Genomic DNA, 23,673 nt, shown 5'->3' with positions numbered 1-23,673 from the left:
GGTCATGTCCTCCTTTGCAGATGATGCTGTATACGAAGCCGATAGAGAGAATCTGCGTTGGCTCCGGATGTCAGCTTTGTGACATCCAGCTGCACATCCAGAAGCTGTCCGTTCAGATTCCAGGTTCCACATAACTGCCAGGCAGCTGTATCCTGAGAACAGAGAATAAAATCGGAATCATAGAAGATGGTGAAATCCTTTGATGAGATCTCCAGCGAGTTGCTGTAGGTATCTTCCAGAATGTTTTTCATATCATCCAGTGAAGTGGAAGCGGTGATCAGCTCCGCTGCATCTTCCGTTTTCCGGGAAGCCTGCATCAGATCGTGAGCTTCGGTGCTGAGGGTATGAGATTTTACAAAAACCTGTACGCAGACAGCACTTGCCACAGAAAAAAACAGAATGGCAAAGATCAGTTCCAGAAGAAAAAGACCGGATGGATTGGCCGTTGGTTTTCGTTTCATAGATTCTCCTTTGTTGCTGTGCAGTAACTAATTATCAGATATAAAATACAGGACTACCGGGAAACAGATCGTATCGTATAGACTGCACTTGCGGTTTCTCCGGAAGTATCAGTGCAGTGGAAGGTGATTACCCGATTCTCTGTCTCCTCAGCAGAGAATTCTTTTATGGGAAGGATGCTTTTCCCCGCAGAAGGAGAAAGGGGTGTTCCTTCTTTTATATACAGTTCCCGGAGTTGTCCGTCCCAGACATACAGATAAGTGAGGTAGAAAGCATCCTCTGTTTCCTGCCGCAGGACAACCGCCTGCGTGCCATCCAGTTCGTCCAGAAAGATGCTGTCTTCCAGGTCGTTCTGATGCAGCTTTTCCGTTATATAAGAAAGGGCAGTGCCGGAGGTATAATTTCTCTGAGAGTCATCTGCTGTGGACTGGTAGATCCGCGCTGCCAGCAGGATCACAGTAAGAGCCGAGATTGTAAAAACAAAAAATACTGTGACCGGAAACAGAAAATCAATGGCATGGCGCTTCTGGGATAATAATTTCATCGTTTATCGTCCCCTTTCTATGATCGTAACTTCCGGATAAATATTGGAGCCCTGGGTCCGGTAGTCCACAAAAAAGAGGGAATCGTCATAGATCAACCCGTAGTCTTTTTTGATAGCTTCCAGGCTTTCCGGATAGCGACCGGTTGTTGCATAACAGTAGGTGATATCCCGGTTCAGGGCCTGGGTGAGACTTTCCTTTTGTCTGCGGACCGTATTCTCTGAGAGAGAAGAAGTTCCAAGTGTAAACAACAGGATCAGAAAAAGAAAAAGCAACAGAGAAACCCACAGCTTTTTTCCGGGTATCCTCTGCGGGGAGGTTTGAAATCGATACATAAGCAGTTCCTCCTGTTAAATACCGGACATAATGCCCATCAGAGGAAGCATGACCGATAACAGAATGATACCGACGATCAGAGAAAGTCCGATGATCAGGGAAGGCTCCAGAACCGCCAGTGTGTTGCAGATCCGGGTATCGATTTCTTCCTGATACATATCTGACACCTGTTTCATGACCTGATCCATAGAACCTGTTTTTTGCCCGATCGATGCCAGGCGGGCGTAAGTACCGGTGAGGATTCCGGAGGAAAACAAAGCATGAGAAAGATCTTCGCCCTCATTCACCTGTTTTTGGCAAGCCTCCAGCTTTATCTGAAAATCAGGATCCTGATTCAACATGGCGGCAAGTTCCAGGCCGCGCTCCGGAGTCAGTCCGCTTCGAAGTGCCAGATTCATCACATCGGCAAACCGGCAGCCCGCCTGCTGCTGTGCCATAGACGAAAAAAACCGAAAATGTTTCGCGAATCTCGCAAGTACAGCCTTTCCTTTTTCCGTGCGGCTTCCGAAGAATAACGCAGCGGCGATGGCGGCAAGAAGAATTACCAAAACGACAGAATAACGGCTGATAGCGTTACCGATATGCATCAGTGCACCGGAAAATCCGGTCATCTCGGTACCGAGCTGAACAAATACCTGGTTAAAGATCGGCATGACTTTTACGAGAAGTACCAGAATGACGACAAGCATCATACCGATCATGATCATCGGGTAAGTCACAGCGTTGCGGATGCTTTTTGCGATGCTGTCTTCCCGTTCATAGTGTTCGCTTAGTGCGGACATTACCTCATCCAGTGTGCCGGTTTCCTCACCGATTTGTACCATATGGACGAGATAAGAAGGAAATAAACCGGTTTCTTTCAGGGAAAGAGAAAAATCTGCGGTTTCCTGCAGGATATCCAGGATTTGCTGAAGAATATCTTTTTCCCGGTCGGATGTGGAATCTTCCAGCATGATGGTGATCCCTTCCAGTGGTGAGATACCGGAGTGAAGGATCATGGCCATCTGAGAACAGAAACCGGAAAGCTCCGGGTTGAAAAATGGCTGTTGTTTTTTATTCATAAAAACCTCCCTGTATCAGTAGGAATATTTTACTGTGTAGTTGCTGCCGTCGCCGATGTACTTTTTTACCGAAGAGGCACTGTTGCTGGCGGCCAGGGTGGGATCCATCAGGGACCAGTCCTTTCCGTCAAATTCTATGATGTTATCCACCCAGCCGACCTCGTGCAGATATACACTGATCCAGGCGTGATAGGCTTCTCCCGAATATCCCACTTCCAGTTTTGTGGGGATATGCTGGGAACGAAGCAGTGCTGTCATAAGGGAGGCATAGTCAAAACATATACCTGTCCCAGACTCCATTGTGGCATCGGGATCCGGAATATAGCCGGATGCCACTGTTTCTGCTTTCTGTTTGTCGTAAGTAATATTTTCTATTACATAGTGGTAAACCTGCTGTACATAGTCCAGATCGTCTGCAGAGTCATCAGACAGTGCCTGCCCCTTTTTGACTGCTTTGGAGTCTTTGGTAAACCAGACATACTGGTTGGGATAAAGATATGGCTGAAATTCATCTTTCAGGGTAACATTAAGGCTCTGAGAAAAGATCAGTGCATATTTATCATCAGTGACATTTTCGTAGAGGTCTGCCTGATAAGTGCCGTTGCTTCCGGATAATGGAAAAGTCTCATAACTTCCGTAGGAATCCGGGTTCAGTGTATAAGTGTATACCGTGCCATCCGGAGTGGTGATCTGTAACTTTACTTTGGAAACTTTGCCGTTGTAACAAAGCATAAGATAGCCGTTTTCAGTGTGGGAGGCATCCAGAGATGTGGTTTTGTCTCCGTACACAACAGTCTGACTGGCTTGCGGTGTACAGACATCAGTGTAAGTTTCACGGGAAGTTGTCTTTGTGTCACTTTTTGTTTCATCAGCAGTCTGTTTTCCGGGTGAGGAGCCGGAAGAACAGCCGGAGAGAGGAAAAAGAGTCAGCAAAAAAAGAAGCAACAGATAAAGGGTACGCTGTTTTGTTATCATTTGTATCGCCTGTAAACTCCTTTCCTCTGTTATGTATTCCCGGAGTCTTTCTGCACTTTTTCAGAAATCAGATACAGAAAAATTCCGGGAGGATATGATGACTGGTTTTAGTATAGCATTTTTTGGGGAAGAATGCATCAGGTTTTATATTGAGTGAGTATCCATTGCTTCAGAATCGGGAACTGGCAGGGACCGGCAGAGAGTACCTTTTGATGAAAACTGTGAAGATGAAAGGTGTCACCGGCAAGTTCACGGACTTCCTGTTGCAGATCAAGAAACTGCAGATAGCCAAGGTAATATTTCAGGTAATTGGCGGGATCTTCCACGATCACCTGGTAGATCTCTTTCTGAATGGTGTTGTCTGTAATCCCCAGCTGCGACAGGAAGGTGGCGCAGCGTTCCTGATTCCAGCCGTTATAGTGGATTACGGTATCGAGAAGAGACATCATACAAAGATTCAGAGAGCGGTTAAGCCAGGCAAGCTGTCCGTCGGTGGAATCGGGCTGATAATAAGTATAGGCAAAGGATTCTGCATAAGTTGCCCATCCTTCCACGTAACCACCCATGGCCGGAAGGTATCGGACGGGATCCGGGGCGGAAGAAGCGAATGTGATTGTCTGATAAAGATGACCCGGAAATCCTTCGTGCGCCAGAGTGGTATATAGTTCCAGACCACTCATATTTGCGTGTCGGTTAATGTAAATGTCATTGGGACTTAAAGTGTCTATGGGTGGTGTCAGATAAAATGCCGGACTCAGATGTTCCTCCAGATCCGGATGCACATATTTGACTTCGTAGGAGGTGGAAGGAACAGCCGGAAAATCGGTCTGTATCTGTTTTTGCAGATCTTCCAGAATCTGTTCGGGAGAAGTTTCGGCGGCAGAGGGTGTAGAAGTAAAGGAAAGCCCGGAAGCAGCATCGATCAGCCCGGCAGAAAATGAGAATATCCCGGAGAGTGTCCCGGTTTGCGCTTTGGATATCGGAAGAAATACATCCTTTGCGAAGGTCGGTGTGGCAGTGCTGCTTCCCATAAGTTTTGTGGCAAGGGAGAGATCGGTCTGAAACTGGTGAATCAGGCGGGACTGGATCTCAGGTACGGTGTCGTAGATACCGCAGCTGCTTTTGATCAGGTATTCGTAGTAGACTTTACCACCGGCGAACTGACAGAGTCCTCCGGGATTCTTCCCGCTTCCTTTCAGCAGATACAGACCATCGATCAGAGACTGATAGGCAGGAAGTACCTGACCGGTGAGAATCTGGTTGTGCAGTTTCTGATAGGCGGCTTTTTTTTGCTCAGAGATACCGGAAAGAGACTGGATCTTTTCGGAAAAGACGGAGGCCAGGTAATTATCGTCCGGGTCTTTGATAAATGTGCTGCATTGACTGATGATGCGGTCTGCAGTGGCATCACTCATGAAAGTACCGTTTTGTGCTTTCAGTTTTTCAAAAGAAAGGATGCTTTCGAGATAGCTGTCCACAGACGTAAGAAGCTTCAGGTAATTCCGGACATCGTCTTCTTTTCGAAAAGTGTATTCTGCGAGAAGAATGGGGAGTTGAGCCTGGGTCCCGAGGGAGGGACTTAGGGCTTCATCCAGAAGATATTGTCTGGCAGGAAGAAGCTGTGTTTCGTAGTAAAGAGAGAGAATCTGCTGAGTCAGCCGGTTATCGGGACTGAGATCTCTGGCGGGAAAGGCATTTATCATGGTTCGTCTGTTTTCAAGGAGAATCTTCTGACCGGAGAGCTGTGTGGGATCGAAGGTTCCGAGAGAGAGGGAATAATCTTTGATGCCGGAGGATTCAGGGTAGGCAAGTGTGTAGTGAAGGTTAAGCGGATTGCCGGATATGTCGGTGGTAAAGATGGTGTTGGTACAGGCGCGGAAGCGGCGGTTGATGAAGTAGGAGTAGGTAAGCGTGCGCACCACAAGAAAGGTCAGAAAACAGATCAGAAACAGAAGGGGGATGAAGAATTTTTTGGAAAGTTTCGGATTATGCATAGGACTCCATGAGGGCGGGAATTACTATCAGTGTATGGGAATCAATGCCAAAATATGTTATAGTTGTTTCAGACAGAAAGGAGACGAAGTGTATGTGTGAGAATGTGTATGATATGATTATTGTAGGTTCTGGACCGGCGGGGCTGACGGCGGGGATTTATGGGAAACGTGCCGGGTTGAAGGTGGTTATCCTGGAGAGTGGTTTTATTCAGGGCGGTCAGATCGTGAATACGTATGAGGTGGATAATTATCCGGGGATGCCGGGAATCAGTGGACTGGAACTGGCAGAAAAGCTGAAGGAGCATGTGACCGGGCTTGGCGTAGAGATTGCGAGAGGGAAGGTGAAAGGAATTTCACTGGACGGAGAGTGGAAGATCGTGCACACAAAGAAGGCAGATTATCGTGGTAAGGCGGTTATTCTGGCGGCGGGTGCAGTTCACCGGAAGCTGGAAGTTCCCGGTGAGGAAGAACTGGCAGGGATGGGAGTCTCTTACTGTGCAACCTGTGACGGGGCGTTCTTTAAAGATAAGACAGTGGCTGTTGTCGGCGGCGGGGATGTGGCTGTGGAAGATGCAATTTTCCTGGCGAGAGGCTGTAAACAGGTGTATCTGATTCACCGGAGGGATCAGCTGCGGGCGGCACAGGTGTTACAGGATGCGTTGAAAGATTTCCACAATATTACCTGTATCTGGGATACCACGGTGGAAAAAATTGGCGGAGAGCAGCAGGTGCAGTGGATAACTCTGAAACAGACAAAGACCGCAGAAGAGTATCAGCTGGATGTGGATGGTGTCTTTATTGCAGTGGGAACCGTACCGGATACCGGGTTTGTAAAGGAACTGGTAGATTTGGATGAGCATGGATATATCAAAGCCGGCGAGGATGGAAGAACCGATGTGTCGGGTATCTACGCAGCGGGAGATATCAGAACCAAGGAACTGCGCCAGATTATTACAGCAGCTGCAGACGGGGCAAACTGTGTGAATTCTGCGCAGCAGGATCTGTATAAAAGATAACAGAAGCGGAAATGAATATGGAAATCACCATGAGTATGTCCTATGTGAAAATACTGCTGAGAAACCTGTGAAAACAGCGATAAAAAGGGGCTTTTGTTAAAAAGTACTAAGTTGTGTCTGAAATTCACACAATTAAGGTGGATAGTGAAAAAGTTATACTCCGGTTATCCACATAGGAAAATACTGGAAATGCCGTAAAATCAAGTTATACACAAAGTTATCCACTTTATCCACATTTTTTCATGTGGACAACCGTGATTTACATAACGAAAAAGGAAACAAATGTTTTGTGAATAAGTGATAAATCGATGTTTCGACAAAAAGAGTGTGGAAAAACTATTGACTTTTTTATAGTCAAATAGTAAAAAAAAATGCAGTGAATTTTCAAACAATTTGCGGGAATTAAAAAAAGAAGCCAGGGTTCAGCCCCCGGCTCCTTTCATTCTCTTGATCACTTTCAGTCTCGTAAATTCCTCTCTCTCCTTCTCCTCCAGCGCATTACTGATATCCTTCGTCAGCTGCTTGTAATGAGGAATCGTGATATTCTTCAGCGCGTTTGCCCGCTTCTGTGTCTTCTTGATATTCGCTGCCAGCCGGTACGCTGCATTTTCCACCATGGAAAGTCGGATCGTCAGTTCCTTCACCTTTTCAAACGCCTGCTTAGCCGCATCCAGAGACTCCTTCGTACTGTAAAACGCATACGTCGGGGCATCCCCGGAAGGTTCCGATTCCACCAACGGAATCTCCGCACCCATGATGCTTCTGGTCTTGATACGGATCGAATCCTCAATGGGAACTGTATAAGAAATCGTCTGTACGGTATTAATACCGATTTCCATATTTGCCCTCTGCAACGCCGCATACGCCTCACGGAAGGTCACATCGATCTGCGACTGGATACCCTTCGCCTCATCAATCAGGTTCATCATTTCACGGATCAGAATATTTCGCTTCTTATCCATCAGGTCAAATCCCTGGAGAGAAAGAGCCAGAGAATTCTTGGCAAGGATCAGATTTCCCTTGGTAGGGAAGGTATTTGGATCCATAAAAACCCCCCTTTTATTCCATCATAGACTTCGCGTCAGCGACAGCCTGTTCCACAAGATCAATGTCGGTCGGCTGATAATATTGATTCAGCACCTTCGTATCGATACGGTCAAGTTCCTCTTTCGGAAGCAGACCGAGCAGTTTCCAGCCGATATTCAGCGTTTCTGTGATCGTACGGTTTTCCATCGGTCCCTGACCGACAAATTCATGTTCAAAAGCATTTCCGAAAATCAGATATTTCTTATCCAACGGAGAGAGTTCATCTTCACCGATAACGGAAGCAAGTGCTCTGGCATCTCCTACTTTTGCGTAGCAGGAAAACAGCTGGTTTGCCACGTCCTGATGGTCTTCTCTGGTATATCCCTTACCGATACCATCCTTCATCAGACGGGACAGAGACGGCAGTACGTTGATCGGTGGATAGATCGCCTGTCCGTGAAGCTGTCGGTCCAGAACGATCTGACCTTCGGTGATATACCCGGTCAGGTCAGGAATCGGGTGGGTGATATCGTCGTTTGGCATGGTCAGGATCGGAATCTGCGTAACCGATCCGGTGCCGCCATGTACGATACCGGCACGCTCATAAAGGGTGGCCAGTTCACTGTAGAGGTAACCCGGATAACCTTTACGGGAAGGAATCTCACCCTTGGAGGAAGATACCTCTCGCATCGCCTCACAGAAAGAAGTGATATCGGTGAGGATGACCAGAATATGCATACCTTTTTCAAAAGCCAGATATTCGGCGGCGGTCAGTGCCACTTTCGGAGTGATCAGTCGCTCAACGACCGGATCATTTGCCAGGTTCAGATACATGACTACGTGGTCAGAAACACCGCTTTCCTCGAAGGTACGGCGGAAGAACTCAGCCACGTCATATTTGACACCCATCGCCGCAAAAACGATGGCGAATTTTTCATCGGTATTGTCACCAAGAGAAGCCTGCTGTACGATCTGTGCGGCAAGCTGGTCATGGGGAAGACCGTTTCCGGAGAAAATCGGAAGCTTCTGTCCGCGGATCAGGGTTGTCAGACCGTCGATGGCGGAGATGCCGGTGCGGATATAGTTACGCGGATATTCACGGGTGACCGGATTTAATGGCAGACCGTTGATATTTGCTTTGGTGTCTGCCACGATCGGTCCCAGACCGTCGATCGGGTTGCCGATACCGTCGAAGGTACGTCCCAGGATCTTCTCGGAAAGACCGATTTCCATGGGATGCCCGGTCAGACGGGTGTGGGTGTTGTCGAGAGACATATTGTCGGATCCCTCAAAAACCTGGATCACAGCTTTGTCCTCATAGACCTCCACGATTCGTCCCAGTTTCTTTTCTTTTCCATCGATGGTAAATTCTACGATTTCCTCATATGCTGCATTTTTTACTCCCTCCAGAACTACCAGAGGACCGTTGATTTCACTTAAGCCAAGATATTCAATTGCCATATTTCCATCCTCCTTATCCGTTCTTTTCCAGTACTTTATCGTAGAAGATATCAACAGCTTTTTTATAATCGTCAAACATTTCCGGTTTGTCGTTTGGCACATCGTATTTGATGGCGATGATCTTTTCGAAAATATTGTCCTCTTTCAGGACAGACATAGGCATACCCATGGTTACCAGGGCTTTTGCTTTTTTATACAGATATAAAATGATTTCCATCATCTTATACTGTTTTTCCAGCGGGACACAGGTGTCATCTGCGTGGAATGCGTTCTGCTGTAAGAATCCCAGACGGATCACACGGGCGATCTCGAGGATCAGTTTCTGGTCATCCGGAAGAACGTCACTGCCGATCAGTTTTACGATTTCCATCAGGCTGCTTTCCGTATTAAGAAGAGCCATGATCTGGTTTCTGAGATCGATAAAGTTTTTATTTACATGGGCCTGGTACCATGGTGCCAGATCGTTCAGATATTCGCTGTAACTGGTCAGCCAGTGGATCGCCGGGAAATGTCGTGCATAAGCCAGCGACTTGTCCAGTCCCCAGAAGCAGCGGACAAAACGTTTGGTATTCATCGTGACCGGTTCGGAGAAATCACCGCCCTGCGGGGATACAGCCCCGATGATCGATACGCTTCCTTCGGTTCCGTTAAGATTTTCCATCATGCCAGCTCTTTCATAGAAGGCAGACAGACGGGAAGCCAGATAAGCCGGGAAACCTTCCTCTGCCGGCATCTCTTCCAGACGGCCGGAGAGTTCACGGAGGGCTTCTGCCCAACGGGAGGTAGAGTCTGCCATAATAGCCACATCGTAACCCATATCACGGTAATATTCCGCCAGCGTCAGACCGGTGTAGATGGAAGCCTCACGGGCAGCCACCGGCATGTTGGAGGTATTCGCGATCAGGGCCGTACGATTCATCAGGGGATGACCGGTCTTCGGATCCACCAGTTCTCCGAATTCCTCCAGTACCTGAGTCATCTCGTTTCCACGTTCACCGCAGCCGATATAGATGATGATATCTGCATCGGACCACTTGGCGATCTGGTGCTGGGTCATGGTTTTTCCGGTACCGAAACCACCGGGAACAGCGGCGGTGCCGCCTTTTGCGATCGGGAACATGGTATCCAGGATACGCTGACCTGTGATCAGCGGCCTGGATGCCGGGAAACGTCTTTTGGTCGGACGGGGAACACGGATCGGCCATTTCTGGCACAGGGAGAGTTCCTTTGTGGTTCCGTCGGCAAGTTCCAGTGTGACGATCGGATCCACGATCGTGTAAGCACCATCAGGGGCTGCTTTGATAACAGTTCCCTCCACATCCGGAGGAACCATGGATCGATGAAGGATACTTGCGGTTTCCTGGGTTTCCGCGATGACGGTTCCTCCGGTTACATGATCGCCCTCGGATACGGTTACATGAACATTCCATTTTTTGGAGGTATCCAGAGAATCGACGCTGACACCACGGGTGATATATTTGCCGGAGCGGGCAGCAATCTCACTTAGCGGACGCTCGATACCGTCGAAAATGTTGTTCAGGATTCCAGGTCCCAGTGTTACGGAGATGGCATCACCGGTTCCCACAACTTCCGCGCCGGGTTTCAGACCGGTGGTCTCCTCGAAGACCTGTACAGTGGTGGCTTTCTTTGACAGGGAGATGACTTCCCCTACCAGATGCTCCTCACCCACATGTACCATCTCAGACATACGAAGACCAGTATTTCCCTTCAGGTAAATAACTGGTCCGTTGATTCCATAAATGATTCCTTTTTTATTCATCTGTCATACCTCCGGCAAAGACAAATTCTTCTTTTGCTTCCCTGAGTAAAGTAGCAAATGAGTTGTCTATCAATATATTTTTGGAGTGGATCACGGCGCGCATACCGCCCATGAAAGCTTCTCTGGATACTACCGGGGCAAAGCCGAAGCGTGCGGCAAGTTCCGGGATCCAGTTCTGGTCTGCGGGATCAAGATAAACCACAAGGGCATCTTCTCCGGCAAAGTCGCGGGCTTCCTGGATCCGCTGGGAGAGATATTCCAGATATTCCGGTGTGGAGCGAAACTGTGCAAGACGCTCCGCCACATCGTGAAACAGCTGCTGCTTGATCTCTTCGGTCTTATCGGAAAGAAGACGGCGGTATTCCAGCTGTCTGGCAGAGACGGTTTTGTTGATTTCGCGTTTGAGATTGTCGGTTTCCGCCTGAATATGAGACTGAATCTGCCGTTCTTTGGTCTCTTTATGTTCCTGGAAAATCTTATCCAGGGCTTCCTGATGCTGTGTCTGCACCTGCTGTGCCTCCTGCATGGCACTGTCGATGGAGGCTGTATAAAAATGCTGTAATTTTTCTTCGATAGTCAATGTATTCACCCTCTTTGATTTATAGTTTTAGTCCAATGGCTTCGTTGACATAAGAGGTGATAAAATCCGGTTTCCGGCCGGTACCGTGACGGTCGGGGATCTCCACGATCAGAGGTACCTTGTGATGGAGTTTCACCTCATCCACAATTTCCGGGAATTCTCTGCCGAACTTTTCTGTAAGCAGAAGAATCCCGATTTCTTTATCAGCCAGAGCCGTTTCCAGAGCGGTGCGCAGTTCTTCTCTTTCGTGCACCACCACACCGTCCACCCCGGCGAGCCGCATGCCCGTCTGGGTGTCGATGTTGTCACTGATCAGATACATTTTCATAAAGCAAAACCTCTTTGTAAGGATTAAAGTTTACCTAAGATCATGAAGGAAATGATCAGACCATACAGAGCAATACCTTCTGCCATGGCTACGAAGATCATGGATTTACCGAACAGGGAACCGTCTTCGCTGATAGCACCCAGGGCTGCACTTGCAGAACTTGCTACGGCGATACCGGAACCGATACCGGACAGGCCGGTTACGAGAGCGGCACCGAGATAACCAAGACCGGTTGCAAGACCACTTCCGGCTGCGTCAGTAGCAGCCTGTACGTTCTGCGCACCGGCGAACATGGCGATGGTTCCTACAAGGAGTGTGCCAAAGAAGAAGAAACAGTTGACTGCCAGAGACTTTTTGTAACGTTTTTTGTTTCTCTCACCCAGAAGAAATGCGCCTCCCGGGATGATGATGCTGAGAATCAGTGCTGCGGCGGTAAGAATTTCGATAATAGTTGACATAATAATATCCTCCTGCTTATTTATTTTTGGATTTTTTTAAAAATGGCTGAAAAGCTCTTCCGTTTCCTTTATAGAAACGGCTGAACATCTCATAATATTCCAGACGGAGAACCTGGATAGCTACGATCAGGCCTTCCATCGCGGTAACGAAAATATTGCCGAGGATCACGACGATCCAGTTCGGGCTTCCGGCTTCTGCACCGGCAAGCATCAGTACGACTTCCATCATAGCGGCATGGCTGACGGCGAAAGCGCCGATACGGACGAAAGAAAGGGTGTTGGACAGATAACTTAACATGACTTCGAAGAGTTCAAAAAAGCTCTGTACAAAATACATGCCCTTACTTCCTTCGATGACGGGACTTTCTTTTTTCACCATTCTTGCCAGAGGCTCCTTCAGCATAATGATCACTAACGGAATACCGAACATCACGCCGAGAACCGCACCCGCGGGAAGGGTGTGACCTGTCATAAACAGGAAGATCACAGCAACCAGGGAACCGTAGAACACCAGTCCTGCCATAGCATTCTGGTCAAACCAGATGCCTTCTACATCTTTCATGCGAACGGCATTAATAATATGAAAGATCATTGTAATCAGGATCAGGAACATACCGAAAGCGATTGCAACGACAAATACCGTATTTAACGTACCAAGGAACGGCAGATTGGACATCGCCTCCACTGGACGCAGCCAGAGCGCGGGGATCACATCTTCAAAACCGAAGATGCTGCCGAACATCAGACCGAAGAAAGTGGAGAAAATACCTGCAGTGCCGATAATGGCCGCCAGATCCATCTTCTTAAACTTATATAGAAGAAATCCGCCGATCACCAGGCAGGCTCCCTGACCGGCATCACCGAACATCGCACCGAAGATAAACATATAGGTCAGTGCCACGAAGATCGTAGGATCCATCTCGTGATAGGACGGCAGACCGTACATTTTCACAAACATTTCAAAGGGACGGAAGATCTTCGGATTCTTTAACTTGGTCGGCGGTTCGCCGTGTGCTGTGGAATACGGATCTGTCTCTACGAAACAGTAGAGATTCTGATCATCCGCGATTTCTTTCTGAAAAGCTGTGGCATCTGTGACAGACATCCAGCCGCACAGGATATAAAAGACTTCCCGGTTATCCTCTTTGGTGCAGGCGGCAAGCCGGCGGACATCAAAGTTGCGGGACTGACTTTCCAGTTTCCGTGTGGCTGCATAGAGCTTTTCACCCTGCTTTTGCAGCAGTTCGGCAATGGTATCCTGCAGTTTTGCCAGCTCTTTTTCTGTCTGTTGCAACTGTCCGGCTAACTGTGCCTGTACCTGAGACGGAATGCCGTAAAGCTTTTCGGGAACATCCAGCTGTTCAAAATGCATGGATGCGTAGACTGCATCGATCCGGTCAGTCACTTTGGTCGGGCAGAAATAAAAGCCCCAGATATACCGGTCATTTTTCTGGCAGGGGTAAAAGAGCGTCTCTTCACTGCCATACACATACGTTTCAAATTTGTTGTAATATTCCCTGCTGATACGACCAAAGCGGCAGGTCATATAGCGGAACTGCAGAAAACGGGAAATATCAAAGTCAAGTGAGAGGAAGGGTTCCAGCTGTGTCAGGAGTTCTTCCAGTTCTTTTTTCTGATCTTCCAGTTCTTTTTTCTGTTCGTTGATTCGGGTCAGCTGTTGATCGAAGGATTCGATCAATGCGACCGCTTCATCCAGTGTCATGGTGAGATTCTTCTGGATGTTTCCGGAGTCCAAAAGCTTTTCATATTCCAGTGCTTTTGCCAGAAGTCCTTTGTAGGGATTGATCTGCAGATAAGGAGTCAGTGTTTTTAACGTCTGCAGCTGTGCAAGAGCATTTTCCAGATGGATCTCGTATCGGGAAAGATACTGATCCACCACCCGGTCAATATCGGCTTTTGGTCCGGTGATGCTTACAAATTGCATTTTTTCAATCATAGTTACATCCCCCGGTGTTTTTTTGCTTACGATTTCGAGATATAGCGCATGGTGTCTTCCGGCGGGATACTGTAACGAATACATTCGAGTACCGTTGTCAGCCGGTCGATCTCATGTTCTTTGTGATAGAGGTAGCAGTAGATCGTGGATACCGAATAAGGATCCGCTTTGCTTTCTCCGGAAAGGACATGTTTCATGATGCTGCTGTACATCTCTTCAAGCGTATGTGAGTTCAGTTTTTCGTAACGTCGTCCATAGTAGGTCCGGTCAAGAAGCGATTCGAAAGCTGTCATCGTCTCAGCTTCTACCAGAGCGGCGATATCTTTCTTATGCAGCTTGTAATTCACAGGAATCAGCAGTGCATAGACATCGGCAGCGGTCATATGGTAATACTGTTTGGAACGGTAGATCCACTGAAGATTCAGCAGATCAAATTTGTTCCCGTAGGCTTTGGTGATCTCTTCCAGGTTCTTTTTGGAGAGAATCTTGTCTTTTGTCTTCCATATGGCAGAAAAATAAGAAAGATCCAGTGCCATCTCGTAGTCAAAAAGCGTTGGTGTTTCCAGACCGGACAGCGCTGTCAGCGGCTGGTGATAACTGGTTCCCCGCAGATGACTGACAAATTCTTCAATGGACCGGGACGCGGTCAGCAGGTTGATATCCAGCTGTGAGTGCTTATCGAAGAATGGTTTGAATAAAGAAAGATCCAGATTTACATCTCTGTGGTCAAAGATCTTATTCAGACATTCTTTCATGATGGACACTTCGTATCGTCCGAAATAAAGATTGAGGAATTTGCGCTGCTCCATGTTGGAAAATTGATAAATCTTGGTAAAATCGCGATAAATCGAATTCACCAGAAGCTGTTCAATCTTTCCACGGTGCAGAGCCTCTTCTGAGAGAGAGTCCAGGATCGCTTCATAAGCGGGCTGCTGTTTCAGATAGGCAACTGCCTGGGGAACGCTTTTGAGTTCTGCCAGTTCCCGGTACTGATCGTCAGTCAGCAGTCTGCTCTGCATGGCTCGGATCTTCGTGGTCAGACCACTGTAAGATAATAATGATCCCATATACTTCACATCCTGATTATTTTGTGGTAAATCTTGTCACATAATGCATCTTTATGTTCCTTATAATAAGCATCCATGTGCTTAAGGGAACGTTCGGTGGAGGTTTTCAGGTGTTCCAGTTCCCGATCCGCCTGTTCCTGCAAAGTGCGTTTGGCAGCTTCCAGTGCTCTGGCAGCCTGAGCATCCGTATCGTTATCATAAGTAGAGGTACGTTCCTCGGCCGCGTTGTCCTGACGTCGGGTTTCTTCGACAGCAGATTCCATAATACGGGAAGCGGCTGTCTCGATTTCAGACAATTTGTCGATTACAGATTCCATTTTTCCCTACTCCTTTGTTTAAAATTTATCATTATCATACACCTATTCAATCAAAAAGTAAATCAGAACTGTCTATATGTATACAAATTATTGGAAATGTATAACAAATTTATTCATATTCATAATGAAAAATAGTCCTTTCCAAGTATGCCTCTTTTATAGTAGAATAAAGCGCGACATAGCTGTTTTACACAAGAAAATACCTGGAGGGAAATATATGAGGTTAAGGAATATACGCGGCTCTAAAGAGATGATTGCAGCCAGCGATTATGTGGTACAGGAACCGGAGACACACAAGGGAACATGGGGGCAGCTTTTTGGCAATGAGCAGCCGGTACAGATTGAAGTGGGAATGGGAAAGGGACGTTTTATCATGGATATGGCGCGCCTGCATCCGGACCGTAATTTTGTGGGGATCGAGATGTATGACAGTGTACTGCTCCGTGCGGTGCAGAAGAGAGAACAGCTCGAAGAAGATCTGCCAAACCTGTATTTTATCCGTATGGATGCACGAAATCTGCCGGATGTCTTTGAGAAAGGAGAAGTGGATAAGATCTATTTGAATTTTTCGGATCCATGGCCGAAGGAGCGTCATGCAAAACGCCGTCTGACTTCCTGCCAGTTTTTGGAGCGTTACGACAAGATCCTGGCACCGGAGGGAACGGTAGAGTTCAAGACCGATAACCGCCCACTGTTTGAGTTCTCACTGGAAGAAGTGAAAGAAGCAGGCTGGGTTCTGGACGCTTCGACTTTTGATCTTCATCATGATGCAAAGCTGATGGAAGGAAATGTAATGACCGAATACGAAGAAAAATTCTCCCGGGCGGGAAACCCGATCCATAAAATGATCATTCACCGATAAGAAGAGAAAATGATCCGGCGCAGCGGAATAACCCGCTGTGGACCGGATTCTTTCTCCTTCATATCATATTATAACAACAGAACTTTGAAGGATCCGTGAGAAGATGGGAAAAAAATGCTGTTGCCGCAACCGCTTCTACGACTGGAGCTACAACAACCCCAGGATCGACCGCAAACTGACTGATCTGCACAAACGTCTGTCAGAACTGGACGATATCCTGTGTGCGAGAAAGAAAAGTGAAAAAAAACGAAAAAAATTGTAAAAAAAGACTTGCATTTTTCTATACGGATGATATAATAGTTCTTGCGTTACAGATACAAGCGCCTTTAGCTCAGCTGGTAGAGCAGTAGACTCTTAATCTATTTGTCCAGGGTTCGAATCCCTGAAGGCGCACTTAAAGCACTGTTTTCGATGACATGGAGCATCGGGGACGGTGCTTTTTTAATGTCTGATACGAAAATTCAAAATCTATAGGTCGAAAAAGACATTCTGAATAAACAAAGAAAAGGAGAAAACTTATGAACCGAGATGTACCGTTAAAAAAATACGCAAAAAAAATGAACCACTCCTACACCTTCGGCGCTTTCCCGACGATCGAACTGCTGAAAAATCAGCCGGAACATGTGCTGAAAGTCCTGCTTCACCCGGATATGAACAGTGAGACTCAACTGGAGATCATCACTGACCTGTGTAACCGGCACAATATACCGATCGAACGGGCCGCAAAAGTGGTTGAAAAGCTCAGAGACAAAGAGAACATCTTCGCTGTCGGTGTGTTTGAAAAATACACGAACCAGCTGGATCCAACAGCGGATCATATTGTTCTTGTCAACCCGAGTGATATGGGGAATATGGGAACGATCATCCGGACAAGCATCGGTTTTGGTATCGAAAATCTTGCGATCATAGAGCCGGGTGTGGATGTATTTAACCCGAAAGTAGTACGGGCCTCGATGGGATCTTTGTTTCAGTTGAATTTCTGTTATTTCCCAAGCTTCGAAGCCTACAAAGAACAGGCGGGTAACAGAAGCCTTTATCCGTTTATGCTAAAGGGAGCTGTGCCGCTGCAGGAGCTTCAGAGAGACACCACTGAGACCTACTCCCTGATCTTCGGAAATGAAGCCACCGGACTGCCGGACAGTTTTGCGGATGAAGGCCAAAGTGTGGTGATCCGTCATACCGATCATATCGATTCGTTAAACCTGGCCCTGGCTACCGGCATCGGTATCTACGAATTCACAAAATGATAAAAATAACTAAAAAAGATATAAAAAATATCTAAAAAAGACAGGTTTCGAGCCGGGAAATTTTAAGAAAACCTGGAAAAATGAAAAATAGCATAAAAAATACACAGGATTTTGTGAATAATAAAACGACTAATGGTCAGTTTCGCTAAAATACGAGAAAAATTGACAAAAACAAACATGAAAAATAGGAATGTTGACAAATGAAAAATTCAGAAGTAAAATTTGTAAAACTTTGGATTTATGGAGAGGATATAAATTCAGAAGTTTTAAGTGACTATTCAGTAGGTAATATCCCACGAGGGTACTGAACAGTTACGTTTTGCTTATTAAAAGTTAAGGAAAGGGAGGGAGAGAAACGGATTTAGCAAGTAAATTACTGGAAGAGCTGAACTGTGACACTGCCTTTACGATCCCCCTGTTTGGAGGAATTGAAATCGCAGAGTCGGTGGTTGTAACCTGGATCATTATGGCTGCACTGGTAATAATTTCCATATTACTTACACGCAATCTCCAGGTGGAACCTGAAAACATCAGTAAACGCCAGCTGGCACTGGAAACAGTGATCGGTGTCATACAGGATTTCTTCAAAGATATTCTTGGAGAAAAAGGAAAAATGTATATTCCTTATCTGATGTCGGTGGCCATTTATATTGGCGTAGCCAATCTGATTGGTATTCTGGGATTTAAACCACCAACTAAAGACATGAATGTAACAGCAGCTCTGGCAATCATGAGCATTGTATTAATTGAATTTGCCGGAATCCATGCAAAAGGCGGAAAAAAGTGGCTGAAGAGTTTTGCAGAACCTACACCGGTGGTGTTGCCGATCAACATCCTGGAAATCTTCATCCGACCGGTATCCCTTTGTATGCGATTATTCGGTAACGTACTGGGTTCCTTCGTTGTCATGAAACTGATCGAAGCAGTAGCCCCTGTACTGGTGCCTGTACCGTTGACCTGTTATTTTGATATTTTCGACGGACTGATCCAGGCATATGTGTTTGTCTTTCTGACAGCACTGTTTATCAAAGAAGCTATTGAGTAAACTTAATTGGAAAAGAGAAAAGGAGAAAACATTATGTTAGTAGCAATCGGAGCAGCAGTAGCAGTATTAACAGGTATCGGAGCAGGACTGGGAATCGGTCTGGCAACAGGTAAAGCAGTAGATGCAATCGCAAGACAGCCGGAAGCAGAAAGCAAAATCAGCAAATCCCTTCTTCTTGGTTGTGCACTGGCAGAGGCAACCGCTATTTACGGTTTCGTTATCGGTCTGCTGATCATCTTCTTCCTTGGCTAATCACCATTACCGAAACATGAGAAAAACGAGAAAGGCAGGTGAGTAAAGGGTGTTACGGATAGACTTAAATCTGGTTTGGACCATTATCAACGTCATCATTCTCTACCTTTTACTGAAAAAGTTCCTGATCAAACCGGTAACTGCGATCATGGATAAGAGAGAGCAGATGGTGAAACAGGGTCTGGAAAGTGCCAGAGCCCAGGAGAGCCAGGCGAAGGAACTGAAGGTTAAATATGAAGAAGCCCTTGCATCTGCGAAGGAAGAATCTCTCCAACTGGTTGAGAAAGCCAGAGGAAATGCCCAGGTGGAATATGACCGTATTCTGGGTGAAGCGGATGAACAGGCGAAAAAGATAAAAGAAGCGGCCAGAAAGGATGTGGAACTGGATCGGGAAAAAACAATGAAAGAGATGCAGTCCGAAGTTGCAGGACTTGCTCTTACCGCAGTATCCCGTATCCTGCAGGAAGGTACTGATCCACAGAGTGACGGTGCGCTGTATGAACAATTTTTGAAAAAAGCAGGTGAGGCCAATGACACAGACCGCTGATCGTTATGGAAAAGTGCTTTATGATCTGAGAGTTCCCGCAGAAGATGTGGAACAGATGAAAGCGGCTTTGTGTGCGGCGCCTCAGCTGGTGAAAATTCTCAATGATCCGACTCTTACCAAAGAGGTAAAGCATGAGATTATAGAAACAATATTCCCGAAGAGCTTACACAACTTTTTAAAGACAGTCAGTGACCGGCGAAGATGTGATCAGATCGATGACATGCTGGAAAGCTACAGGGCCTGTGTGAGAAAGGAAAAGGGAATTGTGGCCGCTACGCTGTACTGTGTCCATGAGCCGGATGAGAATCAGAAAGCTCAGATGGAACAGTTCGTCAGGAGAACCTATGGCGTCAATGGCGTGGAAATGACTGTTGAACAGCAGCCGGACCTGATCGGAGGATTTGTTCTTCGTGTGGGGGACCGGGAATTTGACTGGAGTCTGCGCGGCAGAGTCCGTCAGCTGCAACAACGATTGATCCGGAGGTGAAAGAAATGAGCACAATCAGCTCAGAAGAAATTATTTCCATTCTGAAAGAGAAAATCGAAAATTACGATGCCATGTGTCAGGAACAGGAAACCGGTAAGGTTATCAGTGTCGGTGACGGAATCGCAACGATCTATGGAATCGATCATGCGATGTACGGCGAGATCGTAACTTTTGAAAATGGCGAAAAAGGAATGGTTCAGGATATCCGTCAGGATACCATCGGATGTATCCTGTTCGGTAAAGATACAGGAATCAAAGAAGGTACCCGTGTGGTACGTACGAAAAAGAAAGCCGGAATCCCGGTCGGTGAAGGATTTGTCGGCAGAGTTATCAATGCGCTGGGTGAGCCGATCGACGGAAAGGGAGCTGTAGAAGAAGACGACTACTATCCGGTAGAAAGAGAAGCACCTGGTATTATTGAGAGAAAATCTGTCAGTGTTCCTATGGAGACCGGTATCTTGTCTATCGACTCCATGTTCCCGATCGGACGTGGACAGCGTGAGCTGATCATCGGTGACCGTCAGACCGGTAAGACAGCGATCGCAACCGATACCATCTTAAACCAGAAAGGCAAAGACGTAATCTGCGTCTACGTTGCCATCGGTCAGAAAGCATCTACGATTGCAAAACTGGTAAATACACTGACCAAACATGATGCTATGGATTACACCATCATCGTTTCTGCTACAGCCAGCGACTGTGCACCGTTACAGTACATTGCACCTTATTCGGGAACCGCTATGGCAGAATATTTTATGCACAAAGGAAAAGACGTACTGATCGTATACGATGATCTGTCCAAACATGCGGTTGCATACCGTGCCCTGTCCCTGTTGCTGGAGCGTTCTCCGGGACGTGAAGCTTATCCGGGTGACGTATTCTATCTGCATTCCAGACTGCTGGAACGTTCCAGCCGGCTGAGCGATGAAGAAGGCGGCGGATCTATCACAGCACTGCCGATCATCGAGACACAGGCGGGTGACCTGTCAGCCTATATCCCGACAAACGTTATTTCCATCACAGACGGTCAGATCTTCCTGGAAAGTGATCTGTTTTTCTCCGGTATGCGTCCGGCCGTAAACGTTGGTCTTTCCGTATCCCGTGTAGGTGGTGCGGCACAGACAAAAGCCATGAAGAAAGCAGCAGGAAGTATCCGTATCGACCTGGCCCAGTACCGTGAGATGGAAGTATTTACCCAGTTCAGTTCCGATCTGGATGAGACAACCAAAGCGCAGTTACAGTATGGAAAATGTCTGATGGAACTGTTAAAACAGCCATTATGTAATCCGCTTTCCATGCCACAGCAGGTTATTACTCTGGTAGCTGCAACACATAAAGTTCTGGTAGATGTGGAAGTAAGCAAACTGAAAGCATTCCAGATGGATATGCTGCAGTATTTTGCAGATATGCATAAAGAGATCATCGATGAACTGAATGATAAAAAAGTTCTCAGCGATGAACTGACAGAAAAGATCGTAGAAGTGGCAGAGGAATTCAAGAAGAGCAGGTGTTAATATGGCAAATGTAAAAGAGATACAGGACCGGATCAAGAGTATCCAGGACACCATGAAGATCACCAATGCGATGTACATGATCTCATCATCCAAGATGAAGAAAGCAAAGAAAGCGCTGTCAGATACAGAGCCCTATTTCTTTGAGATGCAGTCCGCGATCCGCCGTATCCTGCGTCATGTGCCGGATATTGAGCATGCTTTCTTCGATGAGAGACCGGAGATTCCGAAAAAAGACCGGAAGATCGGTCACATCATCGTAACAGCAGACAAAGGACTGGCAGGTGCTTATAACCATAACGTGATCAAGATGGCAGAAGAGCAGCTGCAGTGGGAAGGAAAACACAGTCTGTTTGTTCTTGGAGAACTGGGTCGGCAGTATTTTTCAAAGAAAACACTGCCGGACGTGTCTGTGGATATGGATTTCCACTTTACGGTTCAGAAGCCTTCCATGCACCGTGCCCGTATGATCGGGCTGCGTATGGTAGAGGAATATCTGGAAGGAAAACTGGATGAGATCCATGTGATCTACACCAACATGGAAAATGCTGTGACCAATGAGACACAGACTTTTCAGCTGCTTCCGTTAAAGAAAGCTTCGTTCCATACCGAACTGAAAATGGGAATTCCGTCGGATGTACATCATGAGGAGATCATGCTGGTACCGTCCGCAGATGAAGTGTTACATACCATCATTCCGAACTATGTAGTGGGAACGATATACGGCTGTCTGGTAGAATCCTACTGCAGCGAGCAGAACGCCCGTATGACAGCCATGGATGCCTCGAACCGGAATGCCAGCGAGATGCTGAAAGCCTTATCGATTCAGTATAACCGGGCAAGACAGGCAGCGATCACCCAGGAGATCACCGAGGTTATCGCAGGTGCGAAAGCACAGAAAAACAAACACAAATAGAGGCAAAAATATAGAGAAGAGATAAGAGAGGAGGAGCGAATCCATATGCAGACAGGAAAAATCGTACAGGTCATGGGACCTGTAGTAGACGTCCTTTTCGAAGGACAGACTCTCCCGTCCATCAAGGATGCTCTGGAAGTTGACAACGGTGGGAAAAAGTGTGTCATGGAAGTAGCACAGCACATCGGAAACAATATGGTTCGTTGTATTATGCTGAATTCCAGTGAAGGACTTCACCGTGATATGGAAGTAACAGCTACAGGCGCAGGTATTCAGGTGCCGGTAGGAGAAAAGACACTGGGTCGTCTGTTCAATGTACTGGGTGACACCATCGATGGTGGAGAAAGCCTGGAGAAAGAACAGCACTGGGTAATCCACAGAGATCCCCCGACCTTTGAGGAGCAGAGCCCGGTTGTAGAGATCCTGGAGACAGGTATCAAAGTAATCGATCTTCTGGCACCCTATGCCAAAGGTGGTAAGATCGGTCTGTTCGGTGGTGCCGGTGTAGGTAAAACCGTACTGATCCAGGAACTGATCCGTAACATCGCAACAGAACACGGTGGATATTCCATCTTCACCGGTGTAGGAGAACGTTCCCGTGAAGGTAATGACCTGTGGAGTGAGATGAAAGCATCCGGTGTACTGGAGAAAACTGCTCTGGTATTCGGACAGATGAACGAGCCACCGGGATCCCGTATGCGTGTAGCAGAGACGGGTCTGACCATGGCAGAATATTTCCGTGATGAAGAACATCAGAACGTGCTTCTGTTTATTGATAACATTTTCCGTTTTGTACAGGCAGGTTCCGAGGTATCCGCACTGCTTGGCCGTATGCCTTCCGCAGTAGGTTACCAGCCGACTCTGGCAAATGAAATGGGTGAACTGCAGGAGAGAATCGCTTCCACAAAGAACGGTTCCGTAACTTCCGTACAGGCTGTTTATGTGCCTGCCGATGACCTGACAGACCCGGCTCCGGCGACTACCTTTGCCCATCTGGATGCCACTACGGTACTTTCCCGTAAGATCGTAGAACAGGGTATCTATCCGGCAGTAGATCCGCTGGAATCTTCTTCCCGTATTCTGGAAGCGGATGTGGTAGGAGAAGAACACTACCGCGTAGCAAGAAAAGTGCAGGAGATTCTTCAGAAATACAAAGAACTGCAGGATATCATCGCGATCCTTGGTATGGAAGAACTGTCAGAAGACGATAAACTGACCGTATTCCGTGCAAGAAAGATCCAGCGTTTCCTGTCCCAGCCGTTCCACGTAGCAGAAACCTTTACCGGTGTTCCCGGAAAATACGTGCCGCTGGCTGAGACCATCCGCGGTTTCAAAGCAATCGTTGACGGTGAGATGGATGAATATCCGGAATGGGCATTCTTTAATGTAGGAACCATCGATGATGTTATCGAGAAAGCAAAGTCACAGGAGGCTTAAGATAAGGAGGTA

The 23,673-nt window shown here is 47.0% G+C and carries 26 protein-coding genes and 1 tRNA gene; 12 read left to right on the top strand and 15 right to left on the bottom strand.

Features of this window, described 5'->3' with window-relative positions; genetic code table 11:
- Positions 1 to 2: 2 nt before the first annotated feature.
- The 6 genes from FYJ57_RS02995 to FYJ57_RS02970 form a co-directional block, all read right to left on the bottom strand.
- Positions 3 to 461 (bottom strand): hypothetical protein, encoded by a 459-nt coding sequence (locus tag FYJ57_RS02995; RefSeq protein ID WP_154431475.1) that lies wholly within the window; start codon positions 459 to 461, stop codon positions 3 to 5.
- Between the two features lie 53 nt (positions 462 to 514).
- Positions 515 to 1,003 (bottom strand): DUF4860 domain-containing protein, encoded by a 489-nt coding sequence (locus FYJ57_RS02990; RefSeq protein WP_154431474.1) that lies wholly within the window; start codon positions 1,001 to 1,003, stop codon positions 515 to 517.
- Positions 1,004 to 1,006: 3 nt separating this feature from the next.
- Positions 1,007 to 1,336: a hypothetical protein gene (locus FYJ57_RS02985; protein ID WP_154431473.1), complete on the bottom strand. Its 330-nt coding sequence runs from the start codon at positions 1,334 to 1,336 to the stop codon at positions 1,007 to 1,009.
- Between the two features lie 15 nt (positions 1,337 to 1,351).
- Positions 1,352 to 2,398: a type II secretion system F family protein gene (locus FYJ57_RS02980; protein ID WP_154431472.1), complete on the bottom strand. Its 1,047-nt coding sequence runs from the start codon at positions 2,396 to 2,398 to the stop codon at positions 1,352 to 1,354.
- 15 nt (positions 2,399 to 2,413) lie between these two features.
- A complete protein-coding gene (locus FYJ57_RS02975) occupies positions 2,414 to 3,373 on the bottom strand; it encodes a transglutaminase-like domain-containing protein (RefSeq protein ID WP_022171520.1) in 960 nt (319 codons plus the stop codon).
- Between the two features lie 137 nt (positions 3,374 to 3,510).
- Positions 3,511 to 5,367, bottom strand: a complete 1,857-nt coding sequence (locus FYJ57_RS02970) for a DUF885 domain-containing protein (protein WP_154431471.1) — start codon at positions 5,365 to 5,367, stop codon at positions 3,511 to 3,513.
- Between the two features lie 92 nt (positions 5,368 to 5,459).
- Between FYJ57_RS02970 and trxB the strand changes: the two genes are divergently transcribed.
- The gene (gene trxB / locus FYJ57_RS02965) at positions 5,460 to 6,383 is read left to right on the top strand and encodes a thioredoxin-disulfide reductase (protein WP_154431470.1); all 924 of its coding nucleotides are present in this window, start codon (positions 5,460 to 5,462) and stop codon (positions 6,381 to 6,383) included.
- Positions 6,384 to 6,805: 422 nt separating this feature from the next.
- Here trxB and FYJ57_RS02960 read toward each other — a convergent pair whose 3' ends face one another.
- Genes FYJ57_RS02960 through FYJ57_RS02920 form a run of 9 tightly spaced genes read right to left on the bottom strand, consistent with a single transcriptional unit; the run spans position 6,806 to position 15,357 of the window.
- Positions 6,806 to 7,429, bottom strand: a complete 624-nt coding sequence (locus tag FYJ57_RS02960) for a V-type ATP synthase subunit D (RefSeq protein ID WP_154431469.1) — start codon at positions 7,427 to 7,429, stop codon at positions 6,806 to 6,808.
- 13 nt (positions 7,430 to 7,442) lie between these two features.
- Positions 7,443 to 8,870, bottom strand: a complete 1,428-nt coding sequence (locus FYJ57_RS02955; RefSeq protein ID WP_154431468.1) for a V-type ATP synthase subunit B — start codon at positions 8,868 to 8,870, stop codon at positions 7,443 to 7,445.
- Positions 8,871 to 8,883: 13 nt separating this feature from the next.
- Entirely contained in the window at positions 8,884 to 10,650 is a 1,767-nt protein-coding gene (locus tag FYJ57_RS02950; protein WP_154431467.1) for a V-type ATP synthase subunit A, read from the bottom strand.
- Complete coding sequence (locus FYJ57_RS02945; RefSeq protein WP_154431466.1) at positions 10,643 to 11,230, bottom strand: V-type ATP synthase subunit E; 588 nt, start codon at positions 11,228 to 11,230, stop codon at positions 10,643 to 10,645. The genes FYJ57_RS02950 and FYJ57_RS02945 overlap by 8 nt, the downstream gene beginning before the upstream one ends.
- Before the next feature lie 19 nt (positions 11,231 to 11,249).
- Complete coding sequence (locus FYJ57_RS02940) at positions 11,250 to 11,558, bottom strand: V-type ATP synthase subunit F (protein WP_022171513.1); 309 nt, start codon at positions 11,556 to 11,558, stop codon at positions 11,250 to 11,252.
- Between the two features lie 23 nt (positions 11,559 to 11,581).
- The gene (locus tag FYJ57_RS02935) at positions 11,582 to 12,016 is read right to left on the bottom strand and encodes an ATP synthase subunit C (RefSeq protein WP_022171512.1); all 435 of its coding nucleotides are present in this window, start codon (positions 12,014 to 12,016) and stop codon (positions 11,582 to 11,584) included.
- 16 nt (positions 12,017 to 12,032) lie between these two features.
- On the bottom strand, positions 12,033 to 13,973 hold the full coding sequence (locus FYJ57_RS02930) for a V-type ATP synthase subunit I (protein WP_154431465.1): 1,941 nt from the start codon (positions 13,971 to 13,973) through the stop codon (positions 12,033 to 12,035).
- 26 nt (positions 13,974 to 13,999) lie between these two features.
- Complete coding sequence (locus tag FYJ57_RS02925; protein ID WP_154431464.1) at positions 14,000 to 15,040, bottom strand: V0D/AC39 family V-type ATPase subunit; 1,041 nt, start codon at positions 15,038 to 15,040, stop codon at positions 14,000 to 14,002.
- A 5-nt stretch (positions 15,041 to 15,045) separates the two neighbouring features.
- Positions 15,046 to 15,357 carry a hypothetical protein gene (locus FYJ57_RS02920; RefSeq protein WP_154431463.1) on the bottom strand — a complete coding sequence of 104 codons (312 nt, stop codon included), beginning with the start codon at positions 15,355 to 15,357 and terminating at the stop codon, positions 15,046 to 15,048.
- Positions 15,358 to 15,574: 217 nt separating this feature from the next.
- Here FYJ57_RS02920 and trmB point away from each other — a divergent pair, with 217 nt between their 5' ends.
- The 11 genes from trmB (at position 15,575) to atpD (ending at position 23,661) form a co-directional block, all read left to right on the top strand.
- A complete protein-coding gene (trmB, locus tag FYJ57_RS02915) occupies positions 15,575 to 16,219 on the top strand; it encodes a tRNA (guanosine(46)-N7)-methyltransferase TrmB (protein ID WP_154431462.1) in 645 nt (214 codons plus the stop codon).
- 103 nt (positions 16,220 to 16,322) lie between these two features.
- Positions 16,323 to 16,481, top strand: a complete 159-nt coding sequence (locus FYJ57_RS02910; protein ID WP_022171507.1) for a hypothetical protein — start codon at positions 16,323 to 16,325, stop codon at positions 16,479 to 16,481.
- Between the two features lie 58 nt (positions 16,482 to 16,539).
- Positions 16,540 to 16,612, top strand: a tRNA-Lys gene (locus FYJ57_RS02905).
- Between the two features lie 125 nt (positions 16,613 to 16,737).
- Positions 16,738 to 17,466: a TrmH family RNA methyltransferase gene (locus FYJ57_RS02900; RefSeq protein ID WP_022171506.1), complete on the top strand. Its 729-nt coding sequence runs from the start codon at positions 16,738 to 16,740 to the stop codon at positions 17,464 to 17,466.
- 376 nt (positions 17,467 to 17,842) lie between these two features.
- Positions 17,843 to 18,511, top strand: coding sequence for a F0F1 ATP synthase subunit A (locus FYJ57_RS02895; RefSeq protein ID WP_106491207.1), 669 nt, complete (start codon positions 17,843 to 17,845; stop codon positions 18,509 to 18,511).
- 33 nt (positions 18,512 to 18,544) lie between these two features.
- Entirely contained in the window at positions 18,545 to 18,763 is a 219-nt protein-coding gene (atpE, locus tag FYJ57_RS02890) for an ATP synthase F0 subunit C (RefSeq protein WP_022171504.1), read from the top strand.
- Positions 18,764 to 18,812: 49 nt separating this feature from the next.
- On the top strand, positions 18,813 to 19,310 hold the full coding sequence (gene atpF / locus FYJ57_RS02885) for a F0F1 ATP synthase subunit B (RefSeq protein ID WP_277663290.1): 498 nt from the start codon (positions 18,813 to 18,815) through the stop codon (positions 19,308 to 19,310).
- Positions 19,294 to 19,797: an ATP synthase F1 subunit delta gene (gene atpH / locus FYJ57_RS02880; protein ID WP_022171502.1), complete on the top strand. Its 504-nt coding sequence runs from the start codon at positions 19,294 to 19,296 to the stop codon at positions 19,795 to 19,797. The genes atpF and atpH overlap by 17 nt, the downstream gene beginning before the upstream one ends.
- 5 nt (positions 19,798 to 19,802) lie before the next feature.
- Positions 19,803 to 21,311, top strand: coding sequence for a F0F1 ATP synthase subunit alpha (atpA, locus tag FYJ57_RS02875; protein ID WP_106491206.1), 1,509 nt, complete (start codon positions 19,803 to 19,805; stop codon positions 21,309 to 21,311).
- Position 21,312: 1 nt separating this feature from the next.
- Positions 21,313 to 22,224: an ATP synthase F1 subunit gamma gene (gene atpG, locus FYJ57_RS02870; protein WP_154431461.1), complete on the top strand. Its 912-nt coding sequence runs from the start codon at positions 21,313 to 21,315 to the stop codon at positions 22,222 to 22,224.
- A 45-nt stretch (positions 22,225 to 22,269) separates the two neighbouring features.
- Positions 22,270 to 23,661 carry a F0F1 ATP synthase subunit beta gene (gene atpD, locus FYJ57_RS02865; protein WP_022398704.1) on the top strand — a complete coding sequence of 464 codons (1,392 nt, stop codon included), beginning with the start codon at positions 22,270 to 22,272 and terminating at the stop codon, positions 23,659 to 23,661.
- Positions 23,662 to 23,673: the final 12 nt, after the last annotated feature.

Source organism: Oliverpabstia intestinalis, from assembly GCF_009696065.1.
GTDB lineage: Bacteria > Bacillota > Clostridia > Lachnospirales > Lachnospiraceae > Oliverpabstia > Oliverpabstia intestinalis.
The sequence above is the reverse complement of the archived record's forward strand: the minus strand, read 5'-3'. Positions and strand labels throughout refer to the sequence as shown.